This is a genomic window from Nocardiopsis sp. iso_186, from assembly GCF_056173365.1.
In genome coordinates, this window is the sequence record NZ_CM149670.1 from 1,675,720 (window position 1) to 1,697,680 (window position 21,961).

Annotated in this window: 19 protein-coding genes; 12 read left to right on the forward strand and 7 right to left on the reverse strand. The window is 70.2% G+C overall.

Translation table 11 applies throughout. From position 1 onward, the window contains the following. Positions 1-40: 40 nt before the first annotated feature. Positions 41-454 carry a hypothetical protein gene (locus AC0VYP_RS07550; protein ID WP_285760993.1) on the reverse strand — a complete coding sequence of 138 codons (414 nt, stop codon included), beginning with the start codon at positions 452-454 and terminating at the stop codon, positions 41-43. A gap of 138 nt (positions 455-592) precedes the next feature. Between AC0VYP_RS07550 and AC0VYP_RS07555 the strand changes: the two genes are divergently transcribed. From AC0VYP_RS07555 to AC0VYP_RS07570, 4 genes are all read left to right on the forward strand, one after another. Continuing rightward, positions 593-1,768 carry an ATP-binding protein gene (locus tag AC0VYP_RS07555; protein ID WP_475473177.1) on the forward strand — a complete coding sequence of 392 codons (1,176 nt, stop codon included), beginning with the start codon at positions 593-595 and terminating at the stop codon, positions 1,766-1,768. Further along, entirely contained in the window at positions 1,765-5,364 is a 3,600-nt protein-coding gene (locus AC0VYP_RS07560; RefSeq protein WP_475473179.1) for a DUF5682 family protein, read from the forward strand. The genes AC0VYP_RS07555 and AC0VYP_RS07560 overlap by 4 nt, the downstream gene beginning before the upstream one ends. Positions 5,365-5,477: 113 nt before the next feature. After that, complete coding sequence (locus AC0VYP_RS07565; RefSeq protein ID WP_475473180.1) at positions 5,478-7,268, forward strand: hypothetical protein; 1,791 nt, start codon at positions 5,478-5,480, stop codon at positions 7,266-7,268. Positions 7,269-7,479: 211 nt separating this feature from the next. Further along, complete coding sequence (locus AC0VYP_RS07570) at positions 7,480-7,665, forward strand: hypothetical protein (RefSeq protein WP_475473182.1); 186 nt, start codon at positions 7,480-7,482, stop codon at positions 7,663-7,665. 48 nt (positions 7,666-7,713) lie between these two features. Here AC0VYP_RS07570 and AC0VYP_RS07575 read toward each other — a convergent pair whose 3' ends face one another. Next, the gene (locus AC0VYP_RS07575) at positions 7,714-8,655 is read right to left on the reverse strand and encodes a hypothetical protein (RefSeq protein ID WP_475473183.1); all 942 of its coding nucleotides are present in this window, start codon (positions 8,653-8,655) and stop codon (positions 7,714-7,716) included. Positions 8,656-8,745: 90 nt separating this feature from the next. Between AC0VYP_RS07575 and AC0VYP_RS07580 the strand changes: the two genes are divergently transcribed. Next, on the forward strand, positions 8,746-10,041 hold the full coding sequence (locus tag AC0VYP_RS07580; RefSeq protein ID WP_475473185.1) for a PrsW family intramembrane metalloprotease: 1,296 nt from the start codon (positions 8,746-8,748) through the stop codon (positions 10,039-10,041). On the opposite strand, the gene AC0VYP_RS07585 is transcribed toward AC0VYP_RS07580, so the two are convergent. Continuing rightward, entirely contained in the window at positions 9,971-11,053 is a 1,083-nt protein-coding gene (locus AC0VYP_RS07585; protein ID WP_285761005.1) for a COX15/CtaA family protein, read from the reverse strand. The two genes, AC0VYP_RS07580 and AC0VYP_RS07585, sit on opposite strands and share 71 nt — an antisense overlap. A 144-nt stretch (positions 11,054-11,197) precedes the next feature. Further along, complete coding sequence (locus AC0VYP_RS07590; RefSeq protein WP_475473186.1) at positions 11,198-12,196, reverse strand: EamA family transporter; 999 nt, start codon at positions 12,194-12,196, stop codon at positions 11,198-11,200. Positions 12,197-12,424: 228 nt separating this feature from the next. On the opposite strand from AC0VYP_RS07590, the gene AC0VYP_RS07595 reads away from it, so the two are divergent. The 3 genes from AC0VYP_RS07595 to AC0VYP_RS07605 all read left to right on the forward strand — a co-directional run bounded on the left by AC0VYP_RS07595 (position 12,425) and on the right by AC0VYP_RS07605 (position 15,777). Next, on the forward strand, positions 12,425-13,645 hold the full coding sequence (locus AC0VYP_RS07595; RefSeq protein WP_475473188.1) for an arginine deiminase: 1,221 nt from the start codon (positions 12,425-12,427) through the stop codon (positions 13,643-13,645). Between the two features lie 148 nt (positions 13,646-13,793). After that, positions 13,794-14,798 carry an ornithine carbamoyltransferase gene (argF, locus tag AC0VYP_RS07600; protein WP_475473189.1) on the forward strand — a complete coding sequence of 335 codons (1,005 nt, stop codon included), beginning with the start codon at positions 13,794-13,796 and terminating at the stop codon, positions 14,796-14,798. 85 nt (positions 14,799-14,883) lie between these two features. Further along, positions 14,884-15,777, forward strand: a complete 894-nt coding sequence (locus tag AC0VYP_RS07605) for a carbamate kinase (protein ID WP_475473190.1) — start codon at positions 14,884-14,886, stop codon at positions 15,775-15,777. Between the two features lie 21 nt (positions 15,778-15,798). Here the strand turns inward: AC0VYP_RS07605 and AC0VYP_RS07610 are convergent, their stop codons facing one another. The 3 genes from AC0VYP_RS07610 to AC0VYP_RS07620 are packed head-to-tail and all read right to left on the reverse strand — an operon-like array spanning position 15,799 to position 17,948. Continuing rightward, complete coding sequence (locus AC0VYP_RS07610) at positions 15,799-16,194, reverse strand: hypothetical protein (RefSeq protein ID WP_475473192.1); 396 nt, start codon at positions 16,192-16,194, stop codon at positions 15,799-15,801. 27 nt (positions 16,195-16,221) lie between these two features. Next, complete coding sequence (locus tag AC0VYP_RS07615; RefSeq protein ID WP_475473193.1) at positions 16,222-17,019, reverse strand: ABC transporter permease; 798 nt, start codon at positions 17,017-17,019, stop codon at positions 16,222-16,224. Next, positions 17,016-17,948, reverse strand: a complete 933-nt coding sequence (locus AC0VYP_RS07620) for an ABC transporter ATP-binding protein (protein ID WP_285761015.1) — start codon at positions 17,946-17,948, stop codon at positions 17,016-17,018. Before AC0VYP_RS07620 ends, AC0VYP_RS07615 begins: the two co-directional genes overlap by 4 nt. A 308-nt stretch (positions 17,949-18,256) precedes the next feature. On the opposite strand from AC0VYP_RS07620, the gene AC0VYP_RS07625 reads away from it, so the two are divergent. From AC0VYP_RS07625 to AC0VYP_RS07640, 4 genes are read left to right on the forward strand one after another with little or no spacing between them, the layout of a single operon-like run. Beyond that, positions 18,257-19,060, forward strand: a complete 804-nt coding sequence (locus AC0VYP_RS07625) for a helix-turn-helix transcriptional regulator (RefSeq protein WP_285761016.1) — start codon at positions 18,257-18,259, stop codon at positions 19,058-19,060. Continuing rightward, positions 19,060-20,472, forward strand: coding sequence for a Fe-S cluster assembly protein SufB (gene sufB / locus AC0VYP_RS07630; protein WP_475473195.1), 1,413 nt, complete (start codon positions 19,060-19,062; stop codon positions 20,470-20,472). Before AC0VYP_RS07625 ends, sufB begins: the two co-directional genes overlap by 1 nt. Before the next feature lie 2 nt (positions 20,473-20,474). After that, positions 20,475-21,635, forward strand: a complete 1,161-nt coding sequence (gene sufD / locus AC0VYP_RS07635; protein WP_475473196.1) for a Fe-S cluster assembly protein SufD — start codon at positions 20,475-20,477, stop codon at positions 21,633-21,635. Beyond that, positions 21,628-21,957: a non-heme iron oxygenase ferredoxin subunit gene (locus AC0VYP_RS07640; RefSeq protein ID WP_285761019.1), complete on the forward strand. Its 330-nt coding sequence runs from the start codon at positions 21,628-21,630 to the stop codon at positions 21,955-21,957. Before sufD ends, AC0VYP_RS07640 begins: the two co-directional genes overlap by 8 nt. Positions 21,958-21,961: the final 4 nt, after the last annotated feature.

Here is a 21,961-nt window from a genome sequence, read left to right on the forward strand (position 1 = left end):
CGAACCCGATCGCGGGCACCCGCCCCGGACGCGGGGCCGCTCAGGCCGACACGCGCCCCGCCGAACGTGTCCACGTCCACACCAGGACCCACGCCACCAGGACCACCAGGAGCATCGCCACCGGAACGTGCAGTTCAAGCATCAGGTGGCTGCCCAGGTAGGCCTGGACGAACCCCAGGCCGAACGCGAGCGCGCTTACCACCGCCGGCAGTGGGGATCCCCGGCCGGGACGCCACAGCAACAGCGCGGCGACGAACTGGAGCCCGGCCACCACGTGCAGCACGATCGCCCCACCGGCGTGCAGGGAAAGAGCGGTGAAGTCCTGTTCCACCAACCGGCCCGCCGTGACGAACTCCCAGACCAGCACTGCGGTCTGCGCCAACACCGCTGCGCGCAGGCCCCACAGCGGAATCGAGTATCGGGCGGGGACAGCGGTGCGCGCCGTCTGAGACATCGTTGCGGCTCCTTATCCGGATCAAACCAGCCGGGACACGGGGGAGCATAGCCGCCGCTGTCGGACGGTACCGGCTCTCCGCACTGTCAGCACCCTTTGATACTTCTTACTCACCCCACCAGCCTTCGAGGAGACCCGGTGTCCGTCACCACGACCGACGTACAGATCGAGCCGGCCGAGCGCCGCCACGCCGAGGAACTCGCCTTCCTCGCCGCCCACGACTCCGGTCCGCGCCCACCGGGCTGGCGCCTCACCCCGCGCTCGGTCGTCGTCTTCATCGTCGGCAGCGCCGGCGCCAAACTGCGTCTCGCCGACCCCGTGAACGGCCTCCCCGCCGCCATGGAGATCACGCCCAAGTTCGTCGGTGAACGCGGACTCGTGGAACGCTGCGTGGTCACCCTCGCCGGAGAACGAGGACTGCTCCTGGTGGGCGAACCCGGTACCGCCAAGTCGCTGCTGTCGGAGCTGCTGTCGGCCGCCGTCAGCGGGACCAGCGCCCTCACCGTCCAGGGCACGGCCGGAACCACCGAGGAGCACCTCCGGTACGGCTGGAACTACGCCCTGCTCCTGGCCAAGGGGCCCACCCCCGAGGCCCTCGCCCCCTCGCCGGTGCTCACCGCACTGCGTGGCGGCCGCCTGGCCAGGGTGGAGGAGGTCACCCGTTGCCTTCCCGAGGTCCAGGACGCGCTGGTCTCCCTGCTCTCCGACCGTCGCATGGCCGTGCCCGAACTGGCCGGCCTGACCGGAAGCGGTACCGGTGCCGACCTCGACGACGGTATTTTCCTGGCCCGCCCCGGCTTCAACGTCATCGCCACCGCCAACCTGCGCGACCGGGGCGTGTCGGAGATGAGTGCGGCCCTCAAACGACGCTTCAACTTCGAAGTCGTACCGCCCATCGCCGACCTCGACGCCGAGGTCACCCTGGTGCGCCGCCAGGCCGGTGCCGCGCTCGCCCGGCACGGCCACGAGCTCCCCGTGGACGACGCGGTTCTGGAAGCCCTCGTCACCGCCTTTCGCGACCTGCGTTCCGGCACCTCTGCGGAGGGCTGGCCCGTGGAGCGGCCCACCACCGTGCTGAGCACCGCCGAGGCGGTGGGCGTCACCACCTCGCTGGGATTGCAGACCGCCTACCTGGACGTGGCCGACCCCCTCTCCCTACTGCCGGGGTACCTCCTGGGGGCGGTCCGCAAGGACGACGCCGACGACCAGGGCCGGCTGCTGGCCTACTGGGATTCCACTATTCGCCACCGGGCGGAGAAGGGCGCCCGCCTGTGGAAACGCCTCTACGAGCTGCGCCACGTGGTGGGGGAGTGAGCGCCCGGGCTGCCGCCCCCCACGGGGCGGACACGGCGACGGGCATCGGCCCCGACGAAGCCACGGCCCTGCCCGAGGCCCTGGCCGCCGCCCGTGCACCCCACATCATCGGCGTACGCCACCACTCCCCGGCGCTGGCCGCGGCGATGCCCGCCCTCCTGGAAGCCGCCTCCCCCGACGCAGTCCTCGTCGAACTCCCGCTTGAGGCCCAACCCTGGTTGGAGTGGCTGGCCCACCCCGACACCCGCGCACCCGTCGCACTGGTCCTCGGCGACCCGTCCCGCGACCGCCACGGCTACTACCCCTTCGCCGACTTCTCCCCGGAGCTCGCCGCTCTGCGCTGGGCGTACGCCAACGGAGTGCCCGCCTACGCGATCGACCTCCCCTGTGCGCTTTCGGTCCCCGACGACGCACCCGATTTCGACCGCCCCCCGGGGCTGACCGACGCGCTCCTGCGCACTACCGCGACCACCGACTCCGAGGAGATGTGGGACCGCATGGTGGAGGCGCGGTCCTACGGGGCCCAGCCCGAGCAGGTCCGCCGTGCCGCCCTCACCTTCGGCTGGGCGACCAGGGCCGACACCCTGGGAAGGGGCGGTGCGGGCGCCCGCGACCGTGCCCGTGAAGCGTGGATGCGCCGTCGCATCGCCGAGATCGGGGCCCGGCGCCCGGTCGCCGTCGTAGGGGCCTTCCACGCGGCCGCCCTCCTCCCCGACGACCATCGCTTTGCCCACCTGCGGGGCCCGCAACCGGACGGGCTGCCCGCCACCGCCGAGGTAACCGTTCCCGCCCCCGGTACCGCCACCGACACGGGACTCACCACCGCGCTCATTCCCTACACGTTCGCCCTCCTGGACTCCCGTTCGGGCTACCCTGCCGGAATCCGCGACCCGCAGTGGCAGCAGGACGTCTACGAGACGGGCGGCCGCCCGGAGGAGGTCGAACGCGCGGCCGCACGCAGGTTCGCCGGCCTGGGCACGCACTTGCGCGCCCAGGGGCACGTCTCCGGGGTCACCGACACAGTCGCCGCCTACCGGATGGCCCGCGACCTCGCAGTCCTGCGCGGTCTGCCCGCCCCCGGACGACGCGAACTCATCGAGAGCCTCACCAGTGCACTGGCCCAGGGCGAACCGCTGGGCAGGGCCCGCGCCATCGCCCGTGCGGCCCAGCGCGAACTCGTGGGATCCAGGCGAGGCGCGCCCGCCCCCCAGTCCCCCGAGGCCGGACTCACCGTGCACGTGCGCGTGCTGCTGGCCGACCTCGGCCTTCCAGGGCCCGACGGTTCCGGAAAGGTCGAGGAAATACGGCTGGACCCCCTGCGCACCCGACGCGACCGTGACCGCCACATCGCCCTCCAGCGGCTCTGCGCAGCCGGAGTGGGGTACGCCGAGCAGCGCGGATCCTCCGGTGTCGGAGGCACCGAAGCCCTCGGCCGCACCTGGAGCGTGCGTTGGAGTCCCACCACGGCCGCCACCGTGGAACTGAGCGCCTGCTACGGGATCACTCTGGACCAGGCCGCGCGCGGGCGCCTGCGGGCCAGGCTGCGCACGGCACAGGAGAGCGCCGACAACGGTGAGATCACCCCCGCCGTTGCCGGTGCCCTGCTCGGTGACGCGGCCGAGTGCGCACTGCCCGATCTCGTCGGCGAACTCGGGGAGCGCATCGAGACCGAGGTGCTGCCGCGAGCCGGCCTGGCCGACGCCGTCGAACTGCACGAACACGTCCGACGCATCGCCGCAGGCCAGGTCCCCGGCATGGCTGCCGCCCCCGAGTCCCTGACCCGGCTGGGCATTCGGCTGGCCGAGGCGGCCGTGGCATCGGTACCGGGGATGTCCGGCAGCACCGACCCCGCCGACGCCGTGGCGCTGCTGCGGGTGGTACGCCTGGTGCAGGCCCAGACCGCGCTGCCCGGTGCGGTCGGCCCCCAACGCCTGCTGTGGCACCTGCGCGCACTCGCCGCCGACGGCGGTCCCCTCGCGCAGGGGGCGGCGTGCGCCGCGCTGCTGCTCTTGGAGGAGACCGGTACCGACGAATTCGCCGCCCGCCTGTCGGGGTGGCTGGATCTGCCCGCGGCCCACGGCCCGCGCGAAGGCGACCACGCCCCCGGACGCGTCCTCTCCCTGCGTCTCACCGGTGTCCTGACCGTGGCCGCGGCCGTGGTCGAAGGCGACCCCGGAGTGCTGGACGCACTGACCGGGCGGGTGGAGACCTGGTCGGACGACGCATTCCTGCAGCGACTGCCCGCTCTGCGCGACGGCTTCGAGACGCTCTCGACCGCTGCGCGCAGCCGTTTCCTGGAAACCATCACCGAACGCATCGGGGACACCGGCGGCGGCCTCGCCGTCGCCCCGGAGACCGCCGTGGCCTGGGTGCGGGCCGACCTCGCCGCCCGCGACGCCGTTCACGCCCTGCTGCCCGGCCTGACACTGGGCGCCTCCGTCACTGCCCCGGCGGAGCAGGCCCCCGTCGCAGGACCGCCGCGCTCGGAAGAGGCCCGGGTGATCGGCCCCGCCGACCGGTGGCGTCTCGTCCTGGGCCAGGCACCCCAGGCCGCCGGCGAGAAGGGGGCGCGCGCCGCGGCCGCCCTGGACGAGCTGTACGGGCGAGGCCACGGAGAAGGGTCCCGGGCGTCCGGCGGGGCGGGAACCGGCGCCTCGCACCCCGCGCCACGGGAATGGTCCCAGGAACTGGAGGCGCTGTTCGGTGAGAGGGTGCGCGAGGAGGTGCTGGGCCGCGCCGCGCAGAGGGGACGCTCCGATGTGCTGGAGCAGCTCGACCCGGAAAAGGTCGCCCCCTCGGTGGACCTCTTGGAACAGGTGTTGTCCCTGGCCGGGGGGATGCCCGAGGCGCGAGTGGCCCGGCTCAGACCGCTCGTCAACCAGCTCGTCGCCCAGTTGGTCCGCCAACTCGCGCGGCGACTGGCGCCCGCCCTGTCGGGACTGTCGGTACCGCGCCCCACCCGGCGTCGTGGTGGGCGGCTCGACCTCGGGCGCACGCTGCGCGCCAACCTGCACACGGTGCGCCCCGGCCCGGACGGCCCACAGGTCGTTCCGGAAAGGCCGATCTTCACCACCAAGGCCAAGAAGAGCGCGGACTGGCATGTGCGAATCGTGGTGGACGTATCAGGGTCGATGGAGCGGTCCACCATCTACGCCGCTCTGGTGGCGGCGGTCCTGCACGGCCTGCCGGCGTTGAGCGTGTCGTTCACGACTTTCTCCACCCAGGTCGTCAACCTCACCGACCGGGTCAGCGATCCACTGGCCCTGCTCCTGGAGGTCGCGGTCGGCGGGGGCACCGATATCGGTGCCGGCCTCGCCTACACCCGTGCCCGGATGACCGTTCCCGGTCGGACCATCGTCGCCCTGATCACCGACTTCGAGGAGGGCGGGAGCCTGTCCCGCACCCTGGGAGAGGTACGGGCACTGGCCGGTTCGGGTGCGCACCTGCTGGGGTTGGCGGCCCTGGACGATGCCGGCAAGCCCGTCTACAACAAGGCCACTGCCCAGCAGTTCGTCGCGGCGGGAATGCCCGTGGCGGCGCTGAGCCCCCAGGAGCTCGCGGCCTGGATCGGTGAGCAGATCCGCGGCAGCGGTTAGGCGCACCCCGGATGTCCTTCCCCTCCCTTCGTCCTTCCCGTACGCACGGAGTCCGACCGGCTTTCACCCCCGGTCCAGGCTCCTCCCGCGCCAGCCCGCCGAGGAGGCCCCCGGTGACCCAGCCCCGCCCACGCATCGACCCCGGTTTGCTCGCCGACCTGCTCGCCGCCGCGCCCGCCCGGGTGCGCAAGAAGATCGACGCCGACCCCCGTGCCGCCCAGTCATGGGAGTGGACTCTCGACGGCGACAGCTGGCTCGTCGCAGCGGGCACCGAGACCGTACGCCTGGGGGCGTCCGACATCACCGAAGTCGGCCAGGTCGGCTGCGGCTGCCTGCTCAGCCCCCGCTGCCTGCACCTGCTCTCGGTCGTCGGGCTCCTCGACAGCACCGACCCCCCTGAGCCGGGGGTGGACGGGCAGCCGGTCCACCCGCCGGCCCCCGACCCCGCCGAACCGTCCCGCACCGGAACCGTTGACGCCCTCGCCGAACAGGTGGAGGTTGACGAGGACACCCGCACCGCGGCCCGGTTCGCCTGGAGCGCAGGAGCAGGAGCCCTTGCCGTCGGGGTGCGCGCCGCCGGTGCGGCGGAGCGCGTCGAACTGCTGCGCGCGGCCGGGCTGGCCAGGGTCGCCCGGCTGCCCCGGCTCGCCGCCGCCTGCACCGCCGTGGCCGCCGGACCGCGCGACTTCGCCGGCCCCGGTTTCGCGTTGGCCGCCTACGCCGCCGAGCTGTCGAGCCTGTTGGATGTCGCCTGGCGGTTGGGCGGCGGCCCCGAGGGGCCCAGACCGGCCGCGACCCTGGCCGATGTCGGTATCGGGCGTCGTGCCTACACCCGGATCGGTTCGCTGCGGCTCTACGGTCTGGGCTGCGAACGCGTCGTCACCACCTCTGGTTACGGCGGGGTGGTCAGCCACGCCGTCTCCTTCGAGGAGGACGCGCCGCGCTTCTGGCGTATCGGGGCCGTCACGCCAGGGGGAGCGGACCGGGTCGTTCCGGCCTACGGCGGTTCGGTCGCCTTCGGACGGGTCTCGCTCAGCCACCGCGCCCTGACCCGGTCCGGTCTCATCGCCCAGGAGGTGAGCGCCAGCGCGGACGGCCGACTCAGCGGCGGCGCGGCCACCACGGCCGCCCCCATGGGCGGATGCGCCTGGAACGAGCGCCCCTTGGCGGTGCTCTGGGAGCGGCCCCTGGCCGACCAGGTCGGTGCGGCGTTGGCCGCGTTGGCCGCACCGGCGCACCGCACCGGCGCGGACCTGGTCTTCGTCAACCTCGCCCTCACCGGTCTGCTGGACGGGGGAGACGTCGGCGCGGTGGAGGCCGCGACCGGGCGCCGCTTGGTGCTGTCGGCGGGAACGGCGCGCGATCACCAGGGCGTCCGGACCCTCGCCCGCCTGGCCGCGGTTCCCGGCCTGCGGATGCGGGTGGTGGCCCGGCCGGTCGTTGACGCCCCCGGGACGCTCATGCCCCTGACCGTGGCACCGGACCCCGCCTTCCCGCTCGCGGCCGACTGGAAAGGGCTGGTCAACATCTCGCTCGACGACGTCCCGGGAACCGCCGCGCAGTCGGCGAAACCCGAACCGGGGGTGCCCGCGCATCCGGTTCGGGCTTCGCCCTTCACCGGGGTGGCCCGCGTCCTCAACCGGGTGGCAGAGGCGGGCCGCGACGCCGCTCCGCAGCCAGGCGTGCTGCCCGCCCAGCTGCGCAGGCATCACCTGCCGACGGCTGCGGGGCTCCTCGCCGAGCTCACCGGCGCCGCCCGGTACCGCCTGCGCACCACCACCGGCGAGTCGGCCGTCCCGCCGCCCGACGCCCTGGCCACGGCCTGGCTGGCCGCCATGACCTATCTGGACAGTGCCCGTTCCCACCTCGACGCCGACGCCTGGGCGCTGGCCGGCCATGACTGAGCGCTGCCCGGGCCTCGGGTCCCGGGCCGACCGCGGGGTGTTGTCCCATCGGGGAACGTGGCCTCCTGCGGCCGTTGCCGAACTGGCCGGGGGAGTGGACGCGCCTCGTCGGGGCCTTCGGCGCCACGGCACTGACGATGGCCCGCTGCGTGAACGGTTCCACGGCGGAAACCGTGCTGGGCAATACACCCTGGAACGGCGAGGGGCTCTGGTGCCGGAAGGCGAGGCGGCCGGGAACACTGCTCTTTCCCCGTGGGAGGAGCATCTCGACGGCGTCCAGGTGCACCAGGGGTGCTCGACGCGGACGATGCCGGTGGACGAGGCAAGGAACACCGGTCGAGTCGGTGCGGGGCCGCCGCTGGACGCGAGCGGCTCCATCCGCTCTGCCGAGTCGTGATCGGCGCCGTGGCGTGCGGTGCCCCTGTCGGGATGCTCCTACTGGATGTCAGTCGAAGAGGTCCGCTGCCGTCGCGGCCGTGATGGCGCGGCGCAGCCAGAGGGTGAGCTCATCGGGGTCGGTGCAGGAGGTGATCCGCTCGCGCACCGGCTCGGGAACCGCGATGCCGCGGGCATCGAGGATCGTCAGCACGCTCTCGGCCTTGCCCTCGGTCTTGCCCTCTTGGAAGGGGCGGCCGACGAAGTCGGTCTTGAACTCGTAGGTGCCTGCGGTCACGGCGTCCTCCAGGTACTTCCTGGCCGCGGCGGGAAGCGCCGCGAGCACGTAGTCAGAATACAGGGTGCTCTTCGACTCATCGAGGGAGTCGAAAGCAGGCAGCAGCGCGTCCAGTACGGTCGGATCGTCAACGTGGTTGTGGGCCGCGGCCAGGATCGCCAGTTCCGGTTCGGCGCGAGCCTCCTCGGGATCGGTGACCGGCTTGAGTGAGGAGAGCCCCAAGGCGAGGGGCCGGTGTACCAGATAGCCGCCGCCCAGGTCGATCGGTGTGGAACACCACCGTGCCAACGCCTCTGTGGGGGTCAGGGCGAGCAGGATCACCGGGCAGCCGAGGCGGGCGCGCAGGTTCGCCACGTACGCGGGCCAGCTGAAGCGTTTGTGCTGGTCGTAGCCGTTCTGACACTCAACTACGATCGCCAGGACCGGTGCGTCCGACTGCTCGCCGGGGTCCGCGTCGTGTTCGAGCACCACCACGGAATCCGCGCGCAGTTCGGGGGGCGCGGTCGTGGTCATGTCCCCCGAGTCGCAGCGGACCCGGGCGAAGTCGGGCAGCGGCCGTTCCGAGACGTGGTCGAGCAGTCGTACGGCGAGATCGGGCGCATGCCTGATCAGGTCGAGGGGGAACTCGTGGTCGAGTGAGGGCATGTCGATGAGATTAGGGGCACTGCTCCCGAAGGCGTGGCGCAACGGCGAAACATCCGGATATGTTGACATGCGGCACTGGCGTCATGCCGGTCGGCCGCGAAACCCCGATGCTTTCGCAGAGCCCGTTCTTCCTCTCCCGGCCCGCTACGCTCAGATGCCATGCCTGTCCTTGACACCAGAGCGATCCTCGAAGGCCGCAAACCCGGACGGCGCTCCGTCGGGTTGATCGTCGGCAGCGTCATCGGCGTGATCTGCATGTGTCTGATGCTGGGCTACCTGTTCCTGACGGGATTCGTCGCAGCGGGCCCGGCCGGGATCGTCGCGTTCTTCATCAGCGTGGTGGCCGCGGTCATCCCGGTCACGATCCTGATCCCGTTGATCCTGCTGCTGGACCGCCTCGAACCGGAGCCCCACAGCATGCTGGTGTTCGCGTTCCTGTGGGGTGCGGGGATCGCGGTCCTGGCCGCGCTCATCCTCAACACCCTGGGGCTGGAGCTCTACACGGTCCCGACCTTCGGCACCGACCTGGGGACCTTCATCACCACGGCGGTGGGCGCCCCACTGGTCGAGGAGAGTGCCAAGGGAGCCGCGTTGCTGTTCCTGCTGTGGCGGCGCCGCCACGAGATCGACTCCTACACCGACGGGGTCATCTACGCGGCGATGGTGGCCACCGGCTTCGCCTTCACGGAGAACATCTCCTACTTCCTCTCGGCGCTGTTCTCCGACGGCTTCGGCGGTTTCGCCTTCACCTTCGTCCTGCGTGGACTGATCGTCCCCTTCGGCCATCCGATCTACACGGCGATGACCGGATTGGGCGTGGCCTACGCGGCCATGCACAATGGCCGCGCCCGCTTCCTCGCCCCGATCGGGGGATGGATGCTGGCCGTCTTCCTGCACGGGATGTGGAACGCCTCGACCGTTTTCGGCTGGATCGGTCTGGGGGTCGCCTACCTCGTGCTGTTCGGCCTGCTCGTAGGGATCGTGGCCATCGCGGTGCACGACCGCCACAACCAGGTCGCGGCCATCGGCCACTACCTGCCGCCCTACATCCCCACCGGTCTGGTGACCCCGGCCGACGTGAACATGCTCAGTTCGATGCGCGGGCGCAAACAGGCCCGAGCCTGGGCCGCGCGCAACGCAGGCCGCCCCGGACGCAGGGCCATGGAGGATTATCAGATGGCCGCCACCGAGTTGGCGCTGCTCCACCAGCGCATCAACCGCGGTGTGGCGCCCCCCGCCTGGTGGGAGCGGCGCGATGCCTTCCTCGCGCTCATGCACGTGGCCCGCGACGCGTTCCTGGGGCGGATCGCCCAGCCAGCGGCGCCCTCATGGACACCGCAGGCCACCGACTCCGGGTTCCTCCGTCGGGCGGAGTTCTCGCACGTCATCGCCCAGGCGCAAGCCCAGCAGCACCGGCAGCATCCGGGACCTCCGCCGCAGGGCCCGATGCAGTAGGCGCAGTCCGCTCGGTGGTGGCGAAGTACAGGCGCAGGATCGCCACCCACGTCACGGTGGACCCCAGTACGTGCAGTACCACCAGCCACTCGGGCAGGTGCAGCGCGTACTGGACGTAGCCGATCGTGCCCTGGACGATGATCGCGGCGATCAGCAGCCACGCCTGGCGGCGCACCACCTGCGGGGCACGCGTGGCGATCGCCATGACCACGACGGCCACCGCCAGTGCCGACACCGCCCAGGCGAGGACGGAGTGGATCCGCGTCACCACTTCCAGGTCGAAGCCCCAGCGCGGTGCGGCAGCGTCCCCTCCGTGCGGTCCGGTTCCGGTGACCACCGTGCCCGCCACGATCAGCACCAGGCCCAGCGGTACCATCGCGGTGGCCGTACGGTGCAGCGGCCTGGTGACGGTACGCTTCAGCGGCCCTTGCGGTTCCCGGCAGCGCACGTACAGGGCCACGGTCACGATCACCACGAGAGTGGACAGCACGAAGTGCGACCCCACTGCCGCAGGGTGCAGGTCCGTCCACACGGTGATCCCGCCCACGACTCCCTGGCCGAGCACGCCGACCGGGACGATGGCGGCCATGAACACCAGGTCGCGGCGCTTGGGCCGGGTACGCACCGCAGCCACGAGCACGATCACGCCGACCGCCAGCACCAGGAAGGTCAGCGTGCGGTTGCCGAATTCGATGGCGGCGTTGAGCGCCGCGTGTTCGACGCCCACCGGGACGAAGCTCTCGGGTGTGCACTTGGGCCACTCCGAGCAGCCCAGGCCCGAGGAAGTCACGCGAACGGTGGCGCCGGTGACGGCGATTCCGGAGTTGACCACGATGTTGCCCAGCGCCCACCAGCGCAGCGAGCGTGTCGTCGGCTGCCAGATGGTGCGCGCCAGCAGTGCCAGGACCACCACGCCGAGCACGGCCAGTGCCACCTGCCACACCCAGAAGGGCTGGCCGAGAAGCACGAGTTCATCCGTCGCCGCGGCGGCGAGAGGGGGAGAGCCAGTCATACGACACACTGTAGTAGAGGGTTTTCGGTGCGGCTCTCGGGCCCGCCCAACCTCTGTGAGCAGCACGGACGGTCGTTCCCGGGGAGGGGTGGCCGCGCGCCGCGCCCACCGGACCGACGGGGCGGACGCAAGGGACGGTAACGACTACTGCGGCGGTGCACCCGCATCCGGTTGTGCTCGGCCCGTGCCCGGATCGGTCCGATCGGCGCGCGCCGCAGGCCCCCCGGCGGCCCGGCCCGCAGAGCGCGTGGCCCCTACGCTCGCGGCGACGACGCATCCCACCGCCAGCCACTGCCAGCCCGAGAGGAATTCGCCCAGCAGTGCCACGCCGACCAACGCGGCGGCTGCGGGCTCCAGGCTCATCAAGATCCCGAACACCCGCGGCGGCATCCGGCGCAGTGCCTGCATCTCCAGGGTGTAGGGGACGACCGACGACAGCAGGCCCACGGCCAGGCCGATCGCGAGCAGGGTCGGGTTGACGAGTGCGGCGCCGCCCTGGGAGATCCCGGCCGGGGCGATCAGGACCACCCCCACCACGCTGGCGATGGCGAGTCCGGAGGTGCCCGAGAAGCGCTGTCCGGTGGCCGCGCTGAGCAGGATGTAGCCGGCCCACGCGGCGCCGGCCAGCAGCGCGAAGGCCACCCCCGCGATGGTGAGATCGCCTCCGCCGCGTCCCAGGAGCAGCACGCCTGTCGCGGCCAGGGCCACCCACACCAGGTTGACGCGCCGCCGCGATCCGGCTACCGCGACGGCCAACGGGCCCAGGAATTCGATGGTCACCGCGATGCCCAGCGGGATCCGCGCGAACGATTCGTAGATGGCGTAGTTCATGGTCGCCAGGGACACCCCGAAACCGACCACCACCAGCCAGTCGGCGCGGGTCCGGCCGCGCAGCCTGGGACGCGCAATGGCCAGCAGCACCAGGGCCGAGGTGAGCAGCCGCAGCCACACCACCGCGCTCGGTGGCAACACGTCGAACAGGTTCTTGGCGATTCCCGCGCCCACCTGGACCGAGAGGATGCCGATCAGCACCATCCAGGTGGGGGAGAGCGAGCCCCCGGCGGCGCGCGTCAGTTCCGCGGCGCGGGGGAGGAGTCCCCTGCGAGGTGTAGCGGGAGGGCCCGCATCCGGATGCGCATTCACAGCCGATCATCCTATGTACCTGCGGTCGGGGCGTCGGCCGCAGGCCGTCCGGTTGTCCACGTCCATGCACGGCGAAGCCGTTTCCTCCTGGGAGCGGGGCAGCGTAAGTGAGCCGGCCTCCGGGAAGGTCCTCCGGTGGGTGCTGTCCCTGCCTGCCGTTCCGTGGTCACCGCGTCCGGCGTCTCCGGGCCCCGTGAGGGGCCGTCCAGCAACAGAAACCGAGGAGTCATGGCCTTTTCCGTCGCGTCCGAGGTAGGACGATTGCGCCAGGTCATCGTGCACCGTCCCGACCTGGAGCTGAAGCGGCTCACCCCCAGCAACAAGGATGACCTGCTCTTCGACGACGTGCTGTGGGTCGGCCGGGCCCGCGAGGAGCACGACGCCTTTGCCGACGCCCTGCGCGATCGCGGCGTCACCGTGCACGTCTTCCACGAACTGCTCCAGACGGTCCTGGACCTGCCCGAGGCAAGGTCCCACATCCTCGACCACGCGCTGGACGAGCGCTTCTACGGTCCGTTGGCCATCGACGCCATCCGCAACTGTTTCGACGTGATGGACTCCCCGACCCTGCGGCGTTTCCTCATCGGTGGCATCACCAAGCGCGAACTGCTGGAACGGGCGCAGGTGCCGTCCTCCGTGTGGTTCCACACCCTCAAGCCCGACGACTTCGTGCTCCCGCCCCTGCCCAACCACCTGTTCACCCGCGACACCTCCTGTTGGCTCTACCACGGAGTGTCCATCAATCCGATGCGCAAGAGAGCGCGTATGCGTGAGACCAACCACTACGAGGCGATCTACCGGTGGCACCCGTTGTTCGCCCGGGCGGAGTTCGAGATCTGGAATCCCGGTCAGGCCAATGCGCCGGCGACCATCGAGGGCGGCGACGTCATGCCCATCGGCAATGACTCGGTGCTGATCGGTATCAGTGAGCGCACCCAGTCGCAGTCGGTGGAGCTACTGGCCAGGGAGCTGTTCTCCCGGGGCGGAGCCCGGCGCATCCTGGGGATCGACATGCCAAAGGCCCGTGCCGTCATGCATCTGGACACCGTCATGACCAACGTCAACTACGGAGTGTTCACCAAGTACGCCGGTCTGGGAATGCTTCCCTCGTACACGATCGAGCCCGGCGACAACGACAAGGAGCTCAAGGTCACCGACCATGCTCCCGAGGACATGCACCGTGCGATCGCCGCCGCTGCCGGAGTGGACGACATCAAGGTGCTCACCCCCACCCAGGACGTCTTCTCCTCCGAACGCGAGCAGTGGGACGACGGCTGCAACGTCTTCGCCGTCGAGCCGGGCGTCGTGCTCTCCTACGAGCGCAACGTCACTTCCAACACCTATCTGCGCAGGAACGGTATCGAGGTCATCACCGTGCAGGGCAGCGAACTCGGACGCGGTCGAGGCGGGCCGCACTGTATGACCTGTCCGATCGAACGTGATGCGTAGCCCACTGGAAACCATTTCGCATGCATATGCGAATCTATGTATGTTTTTCCAGATGGTGCCGAGTGCACCCGTTCGCAACGACTGAGGCGCCCGCTGTCGGGGGCGCGAACCCGCCCGGCAACGGGCAGACACGGAGAGGGAAGCCGCAATGGCGTTCAACCTGCGCAACCGCAGTTTCGTGAAGGAACTCGACTTCACCCCCCAGGAGATCGCCTTCCTGCTCGCGCTCTCGCGCGACCTCAAGGCGGCCAAGTACGCCGGTACCGAGCGCCAGCGCCTCGCGGGCAAGAACATCGCCCTGATCTTCGAGAAGAGCTCCACCCGGACCCGCTGCGCCTTCGAGGTGGCCGCCCATGATCAGGGCGCCCACGTCACCTACCTGGACCCTGCCGGCTCCCAGATCGGGCACAAGGAGTCGATGAAGGACACCGCGCGTGTCCTCGGCCGGATGTACGACGGCATCGAGTACCGCGGATCCAAGCAGGCCCTGGTGGAGGAACTGGCCGAGTACTCGGGCGTTCCCGTCTGGAACGGTCTCACCGACGAGTGGCATCCCACCCAGATGCTCGCCGATTTCCTCACCATCACCGAGCACACCGACAAGCCGATCGGCGAGGTCACGTTCGCCTACATGGGCGACGCCCGCAACAACCTCGGCAATTCGTTGACCGTGACCGGAGCGCTCCTGGGCATGGACGTCCGCATGGTCGCCCCCAGGCAACTGTGGCCGGACGAGGAGACGGTGGCCCGGCCGGCACGCGAGATCGCCGAGTTGACCGGGGCCACGGTCACCTTCACCGACGACATCGCCGCCGGCCTGGCCGGCGCGGACTTCGTCTACACCGACGTGTGGGTGTCGATGGGCGAGCCCGCCGAGGTGTGGGACGAGCGCATCGCGCTGCTCACGCCCTACCAGGTCAACATGGCGGCGCTCAAGGCCACCAACAACCCCGACGTCAAGTTCATGCACTGCCTGCCGGCCTTCCACGACCGTGGCACCGCGCTCGGCGAGGAGATCTTCCAACGGACCGGCATGGCGGCACTGGAAGTCACCGACGAGGTCTTCGAGTCGCCCGCCTCCATCGTCTTCGACCAGGCGGAGAACCGGATGCACACGATCAAGGCCGTCATGGTCGCCACCCTGGGGAGCTAGTCCGCGATGCGAGTAGTCGCGGCGCTCGGGGGCAACGCGCTCCTACGGCGCGGCCAGCGCCCCGACGCCGAACGTGGCCGCCGCGGTGCGCGCGCTGGCACCGCTGGCCGCCGACAACGAGCTGGTCGTCACACACGGCAACAGTCCGCAGGTGGGGATCCTCGCGTTGGAGAGTGCTGCCGACCACTCGCTCGCCCACCCCTATCCCTTCGATGTCCTGGGCACCCAGACCCAGGGCATGATCGGCTACTGGTTGTTGCAGGCGCTGCAGAACGCGCTGCCCGGTCGTCAAGTGGCTGCACTGATCAATCAGACCCTGGTCGCGCGGGGGGACCCGGCGTTTCGCGACCCGACCAAGTTCGTCGGTCCGGTCTACGACCGGGCGGAGGCCCGACGGCTTGCCGCGGAGCGCGGCTGGGTGGTCAAGCCGGACGGCGACCGGTGGCGCCGCGTCGTCCCCTCCCCGCGTCCCCGGCGCGTGGTGGAGACCCGGCTGATCCGACTCCTGCTGGACTCGGGGGCCATCGCGGTCTGCGGCGGGGGAGGTGGCGTTCCGGTCATCCGCAACGAGCAGGGGCACCTCGCCGGGGTCGAGGCGGTGGTCGACAAGGACCTGACCGCCGCATTGCCGGCCGAGGCACTGGAAGCCGACATCCTCCTCCTGCTCACCGATGTCGCACAGGTCATGGTCGACTACGGCACCCCCGAGGAACGCGGTATCGCCAACGCCACACCCGCGGAACTGGCCGCGCTGGACCTTCCGGCCGGCTCCATGGGGCCCAAGGCCGAGGCGGCCTGCCGGTTCACCGAGCTCACCGGGGGAACGGCCGCGATCGGTTCGCTCGCCGACGCCGCGGAGATCGTGGCGGGTCGGGCGGGCACCGTCGTCACCCCCAGCGGGACCTATCCCGGAACGGGCCTCGCCGGTCCGGGGCGTCCCACCGGCCTCGGCCCGGAGACCGGGCAGGAGAAGCGGTAGCCCTGCCCTGCGTGCGGCGGATCACCGCCCCGGAAGCCACTGGGTATCGCGCCTGTCGGCCGGACCGGTGACGGTCCCGGTTCCCTCGCCCAGCGGCGCCGGCCCGGCCTTCGTGCGCGGCGGCGCCGACAGGACAGCGATCAGCAACAGCATCCAGGCGGTGAAGGTGACCAGCGGCTGTACCAGCAGCGTCACCAGACCGGCCCAGGTCTGGGTGCCCAGGTCCGCGCCGACCTGGAGGAGGATCCAGACGAAGGGCAACGCCGCTGCCAGCAGGTTGACAACCAGCGCCACGGTGACCAGGCCTCCGCGTGCGGGGCGTCGCCACAGGGTGAGGCCGATCCCGACGACCAGCAGTACGGCGGGTGGCCCGAGCTGACGCACGAGTACGAACCAGGGGACACCGAGGGATTCCATCCGCAGCAGTCTAGGTCCGGGCCGTGGCTAGTCCCACTGGAAGAAGCGGGTCGCCAGGACCGTACCCACGAGTGCCCAGACGAGGAGGACCAGCGCGGGAAGGACGGGGAAGGCCGCGCCGCCGGTGAGCACCGCTCGCAGGCCCGAGGCCAGAGCGGTGATCGGGAGCGCCTCCACCACCGGTTGCACGGCGCTCGGGTAGCGGTTGACCGGGAAGACGACGCCGCCCAGGCCGAGCAGTACCACGTAGACCAGGTTGGCCGCGGCCAGGGTCGCCTCGGCGCGCAGGGTTCCGGCCATCAGCAGCGCCAGCGAGCTGAACGCCGCGGTGGCCAGCACCAGTAGCACGACCGACGCGAGGATCGCGCCCAGGCCGCCGGAGGGACGCCATCCCAGGGCCAGTGCCACCCCGGAGAGCATCGCCACCTGGATTGCCTGAACGGCCAGTACCGCCATCGTCTTGGCGCCCAACAGGCCCAGCCGGGACAGCGGGGTGGCTCCGAGACGTTTGAGCACGCCGTAGCGCCGCTCGAAGCCGGTGCCGATCGCCTGGCCGGTGAAGGCGGTGGACATCACCGCCAGCGCGATGATGCCGGGGGCCAGGAAGTCCACTCGGGGCCCGTCGCCGAGGTCCAGTAGGGAGGTGGTGCTGAACCCGATCAGCAGCAGGACCGGGATCACCATGGTCAGCAGCAGTTGCTCGCCGTTGCGCAGCAGTACCCGCAGTTCCATTCCGGCCTGGGCCAGGATCAGGCGGTTCAGTGGTGCCGCACCGGGGCGGGGGGTGAAGGTTCCGGGTTCGACGAAGGAAGGAGAGGAAGTCATGATTCGCGCAGGTCCCGACCGGTGAGTTCGAGGAAGACGTCTTCGAGGGTGCGCCGTTGGATGCGCAGGTCCTCGGGCAGGATGTCGTTGGCCGCGCACCAGGTGGTCACGGTGGCCAGGAAACCGGGGTCCACTCCGCCCGGCTCGGTGGTGGTGACGACGTACTGGCCGCCGGAATGCTCCTCCACACCGCACCGTCCGGGCAGGGCCCGCAGCAGGGACGTGGAGTCCAGGCCGGGGGAGGCGCGGAAACGCAGTTCGTGGTCGGCGTCGGTGAGGTCGCCGGTCGGGCCGTCGGCGACCACGCGACCGCGATCGATGATCACCACGCGGTCGGCCAGGCGTTCGGCCTCCTCCATGTAGTGGGTGGTCAGTACGACCCCCACTCCGGAGGCCCGCAGCTCGGTGACCAGGTCCCAGGCCGCCATCCTGGCCTGGGGGTCCAACCCGGCGGTGGGCTCGTCCAAGAAGACCAGTTCGGGGCGGCCGATCACCGCGGCGGCAAGGGAGAGCCGCTGCTGCTGGCCGCCCGACAGCCGGCGAAACGGGGTACGCGCCGCCGATGTCAACCCCAGACGTTCCAGGAGGAGGTCGGGAGGGACGGGAGCGGCGTGGAAGGAGGCCATCAACCGCAGCCACTCGCCGGCGCGTGCGCCGGTCGGTACCCCACCCGACTGCAACATGACCCCGACCTTGGGTTTGAGGGTGCGCGCGTCGCCGATCGGGTCGAGTCCGAGGACGCGGACCCGGCCGGCGTCACCGCGCCGAAACCCTTCGCAAATCTCGATGGTGGAGGTCTTGCCGGCACCGTTGGGCCCCAGGAGAGCGGTCACGGCCCCACGCGGTGCACAGAAGGACACGCCGGCCACGGCGGTGGTGTCGCCATAGCGTTTGACCAAGTCGGTTACCTCGACCGCGGCTGTGTCCATGACCGAAAGTGTAGGACGGCACCGCACGTGGGGTGCACCGGCCCGTGTCGGCGACGTCGCGCAGCAGGGGCCGTCGCCCCCGGGGCCGTCGTGTCGCACAGTCGGGACCATCGATTTCCCTTCCATTATTTGAGACTGGAGTCTCAAATAATGGATATTGTGCGCCCGTGTCTTCATCCCGGTTGGCCGTGTGGCACGTTTCATTGCCGCGAAACGCCTGTTAGGCAAGGCTAACCTGCGTGATCTATGGCATCGGTCACGGTTTGCCGAAGGGGACTTAATTAAGCCACACTGATGTTGTGAAATACATGGGCGATCATCAGCGAGCAGACGGGACGGCCGTATCGGGCACGTCCCGCGCGCACGCTGTGCCCGAGCTCGGTGCCGAGACCGGCACGCGCGCCCGGGTCGCCCGCCTCATTCTCGAACATGGTCCGATCACGGCGTCCATGCTGGGCGAGCGGCTCGGACTGACGCCCGCCGCGATCCGCCGCCATCTCGACAATCTCATGGCCGAAGGAATGGTCGAGGCCCGCGACGCCCGCCCTATGGGGCGCCGGGGCAGAGGCCGTCCCGCCCGCGTCTTCGCGCTCACGGGTGCGGGGCGCGACGCCTTCGTCCACGGCTACGACGACCTCGCCTCCAGCGCACTGCGCTTCCTCGCCGAGAAAGCCGGTCCCGAGGCAGTCGCCGAGTTCGCCCACCGTCAGGTGGCCGACCTCGAACGCCGCTACCGTCCTCTGCTCGCCGCCGTCCCTCCGCAACAGCGGATCCGGCTGCTCGCAGAGGCACTGTCGGCCGACGGCTACGCGGCCTCGGCCACAAAGGCCCCCGTGCCCGGCGGCGGAGAGCAGCTGTGCCAGCATCACTGCCCGGTCGCCCACGTGGCAGCGGAGTTCCCGGAGCTGTGCGACGCCGAGGTCGAGGCGTTCTCGCGGCTGCTGGGCACACCGGTGCGGCGCCTGGCCACCATCGCTCACGGCGACGGTGTCTGCACCACGCACGTCAGTCCCCGCGACATCAGTACCAGTGCCCACGCCGGCGCCCGCCCCGAGCGGAACGCCGAGGGGCAACGCCAAAACAGGACGTCCCGTCCAGGAGGATCCGCGTAATGACGTCTATCGCGCACCCCGAGCTCGAAGGGCTCGGCACCTATGAGTACGGCTGGGCCGACTCCGACGTGGCCGGCGCCTCCGCGCGCCGAGGCCTCAACAAGGATGTCGTCCTCGACATCTCCGGCAAGAAGAGCGAGCCGGAGTGGATGCGCGACCTGCGCCTGAAGTCCCTCAAGCTCTTCGACAAGAAGCCCATGCCGGCCTGGGGCGCCGACCTCTCGAAGATCGACTTCGACAACATCAAGTACTTCGTGCGCTCCACGGAGAAGCAGGCCACCTCGTGGGAGGACCTGCCCGAGGACATCAAGAACACCTATGACAAGCTCGGCATCCCCGAGGCCGAGAAGCAGCGCCTGGTCGCCGGTGTCGCCGCGCAGTACGAGTCCGAGGTCGTCTACCACCAGATCCGTGAGGACCTGGAGGAGCAGGGCGTCATCTTCCTGGACACCGACACCGCCCTGAAGGAGCACCCCGAGCTCTTCCAGGAGTACTTCGGCACGGTGATCCCCCCCGGCGACAACAAGTTCGCCGCGCTCAACACGGCCGTGTGGAGCGGTGGCTCGTTCATCTACGTGCCGCCGAACGTCAACGTCGAGATCCCGCTCCAGGCCTACTTCCGGATCAACACCGAGAACATGGGCCAGTTCGAGCGGACGCTGATCATCGTCAACGAGGGCGCCTACGTCCACTACGTCGAGGGCTGTACCGCACCGATCTACAAGTCGGACTCGCTGCACTCCGCGGTCGTGGAGATCATCGTCAAGAAGAACGCCCGCTGCCGTTACACGACCATCCAGAACTGGTCGAACAACGTCTTCAACCTGGTCACCAAGCGCGCCGTGGCCTACGAGGGCGCCACCATGGAGTGGATTGACGGCAACATCGGCTCCCAGGTCACCATGAAGTACCCGGCTGTCTACCTCATGGGCGAGCACGCCAAGGGCGAGACGCTGTCCATCGCCTTCGCCGGCGAGGGCCAGCACCAGGACACCGGGTCCAAGATGGTGCACTGCGCGCCCAACACCTCGTCCACCATCATCTCCAAGTCGGTGGCCCGTGGCGGGGGACGTGCCTCCTACCGCGGTCTGGTCCAGGTCCAGGAGGGTGCGGAGCACTCCAAGTCCACGGTCAAGTGCGACGCGCTCCTGATCGACACGATCAGCCGCTCCGACACCTACCCCTACGTGGACCTGCGCGAGGACGACGTGGAGATGGGCCACGAGGCCACCGTCTCCAAGGTCAGTGAGGACCAGCTCTTCTACCTCATGAGCCGTGGGATGGACGAGGACGAGGCCATGGCCATGATCGTCCGCGGGTTCGTCGAGCCCATCGCGCGCGAACTCCCCATGGAGTACGCGCTGGAACTGAACCGGCTCATCGAGCTTCAGATGGAAGGAGCGGTCGGCTAATCATGGCCAGCCCCAATCTCGGAATCAAGGAACACTCGCACGGCGGGGACCTTCCTGTTTCCAAACTCGACGTCCACGGATCGTTCGACCTGAACGACTTCCCCAAGCCCAACGGGCGTGAGGAAGAGTGGCGCTTCACCCCGCTGCGCCGCCTCAGGGGCCTGCACGACGGCCGCGACATCGCCGACGGCGTGGTCACGGTTGACATCAAGGCGCCCGACGGCGTCACGGTTGAGACAGTGGGCCGCGACGACGCTCGACTGGGCACGTCCTTCCTGCCCACCGACCGGGTCAGCGCCCTGGCCTACGCCACCTTCGCCACCGCCACCGTCGTGACGGTGCCAAAGGATGTCCAGGCCGACGCCCCGGTGTTCGTCACGACCACCGGTGTCGAGCAGGGTGACGCCTACGGCCACATCGTGGTGCGTGCCGAGCGCCACTCCAGCGCCACCGTGGTCCTGGAGTACACCGGAAGCTCCGTCTACGCCGACAACGTCGAGTTCATCGTCGAGGACGGCGCCCGACTCAACGTCATCAGCCTCCAGGACTGGGAGCGCGACGCCGTCCAGGTCTCGCACCACTACGCCAGGGTCGGCCGCGACGCCCGCTTCAAGAGCTTCGTGATCACGCTGGGCGGCGACCTCGTCCGGCTGTCGCCCAAGGTCGCCTACACCGGCCCCGGCGGCGACGCCGAGCTGCACGGCCTCTACTTCACCGGTCCGGGCCAGCACCACGAGCACCGCTCGCTCATCGACCACAACGTGTCCAAGACCCGGAGCCGGGTCGAGTACAAGGGCGCGCTCAGTGGAGAAGGCGCCCACGCGGTGTGGATCGGCGACGTCATCATCGGCGAGGGCACCGAGGGCACCGACTCCTACGAGCTCAACCGCAACCTCGCACTCACCGACGGCACCCGGGTCAACTCCGTTCCCAACCTGGAGATCTTCACCGGAGAGGTCGAAGGGGCGGGCCACGCCAGTGCCTCCGGCCGTCTCGACGACATTCACCTCTTCTACCTCCAGTCGCGCGGAATTCCCGCCGACGAGGCCCGACGCCTGGTGCTGCGCGGCTACTTCGCCGAGCTCATCAACCGCATCGAGGTCCCGGAGCTGCGCGAGCGGATCATGGAAGAGGTCGAGGAGAAGCTGGCTCTCCATGAGTAACGACGGTTTCGTACGGGCCTGCGGCCTGGGCGACCTCCCCGACGAGGGCGCCCTGGCCGTGGAGGTTGACGACAACCCGGTCGCGATCGTGCGCTCCGAGGGGCAGGTCTACGCCCTGCGCGACGTCTGCTCCCACGCCGAGGTCAACCTGTCGGAGGGCGAGGTCGAGGACGGCACCATCGAGTGCTGGCTGCACGGTTCGTGCTTCGACCTGCGCACGGGAAAGCCGATCAACCCGCCCGCAACCCAGGCGGTACCCACGTACGTAGTGAAGATCGACGGCGACGACGTCCTCGTCGCGTTGAACACGAAGAACTCTTAGAGGC

What these genes read in the sequence shown, in the direction of transcription:
- AC0VYP_RS07585 (WP_285761005.1), bottom strand. Translation starts at nt 11,053, where the DNA reads ATGACTGGCTCTCCCCCTCTCGCCGCCGCGGCGACGGATGAACTCGTG.
- AC0VYP_RS07610 (WP_475473192.1), bottom strand. Translation starts at nt 16,194, where the DNA reads ATGGAATCCCTCGGTGTCCCCTGGTTCGTACTCGTGCGTCAGCTCGGG.
- AC0VYP_RS07575 (WP_475473183.1), bottom strand. Translation starts at nt 8,655, where the DNA reads ATGTCAACATATCCGGATGTTTCGCCGTTGCGCCACGCCTTCGGGAGC.
- AC0VYP_RS07550 (WP_285760993.1), bottom strand. Translation starts at nt 454, where the DNA reads ATGTCTCAGACGGCGCGCACCGCTGTCCCCGCCCGATACTCGATTCCG.
- AC0VYP_RS07640 (WP_285761019.1), top strand. Translation starts at nt 21,628, where the DNA reads ATGAGTAACGACGGTTTCGTACGGGCCTGCGGCCTGGGCGACCTCCCC.
- AC0VYP_RS07620 (WP_285761015.1), bottom strand. Translation starts at nt 17,948, where the DNA reads ATGGACACAGCCGCGGTCGAGGTAACCGACTTGGTCAAACGCTATGGC.
- argF (WP_475473189.1), top strand. Translation starts at nt 13,794, where the DNA reads ATGGCGTTCAACCTGCGCAACCGCAGTTTCGTGAAGGAACTCGACTTC.
- AC0VYP_RS07580 (WP_475473185.1), top strand. Translation starts at nt 8,746, where the DNA reads ATGCCTGTCCTTGACACCAGAGCGATCCTCGAAGGCCGCAAACCCGGA.
- AC0VYP_RS07615 (WP_475473193.1), bottom strand. Translation starts at nt 17,019, where the DNA reads ATGACTTCCTCTCCTTCCTTCGTCGAACCCGGAACCTTCACCCCCCGC.
- sufB (WP_475473195.1), top strand. Translation starts at nt 19,060, where the DNA reads ATGACGTCTATCGCGCACCCCGAGCTCGAAGGGCTCGGCACCTATGAG.
- AC0VYP_RS07595 (WP_475473188.1), top strand. Translation starts at nt 12,425, where the DNA reads ATGGCCTTTTCCGTCGCGTCCGAGGTAGGACGATTGCGCCAGGTCATC.
- sufD (WP_475473196.1), top strand. Translation starts at nt 20,475, where the DNA reads ATGGCCAGCCCCAATCTCGGAATCAAGGAACACTCGCACGGCGGGGAC.
- AC0VYP_RS07625 (WP_285761016.1), top strand. Translation starts at nt 18,257, where the DNA reads ATGGGCGATCATCAGCGAGCAGACGGGACGGCCGTATCGGGCACGTCC.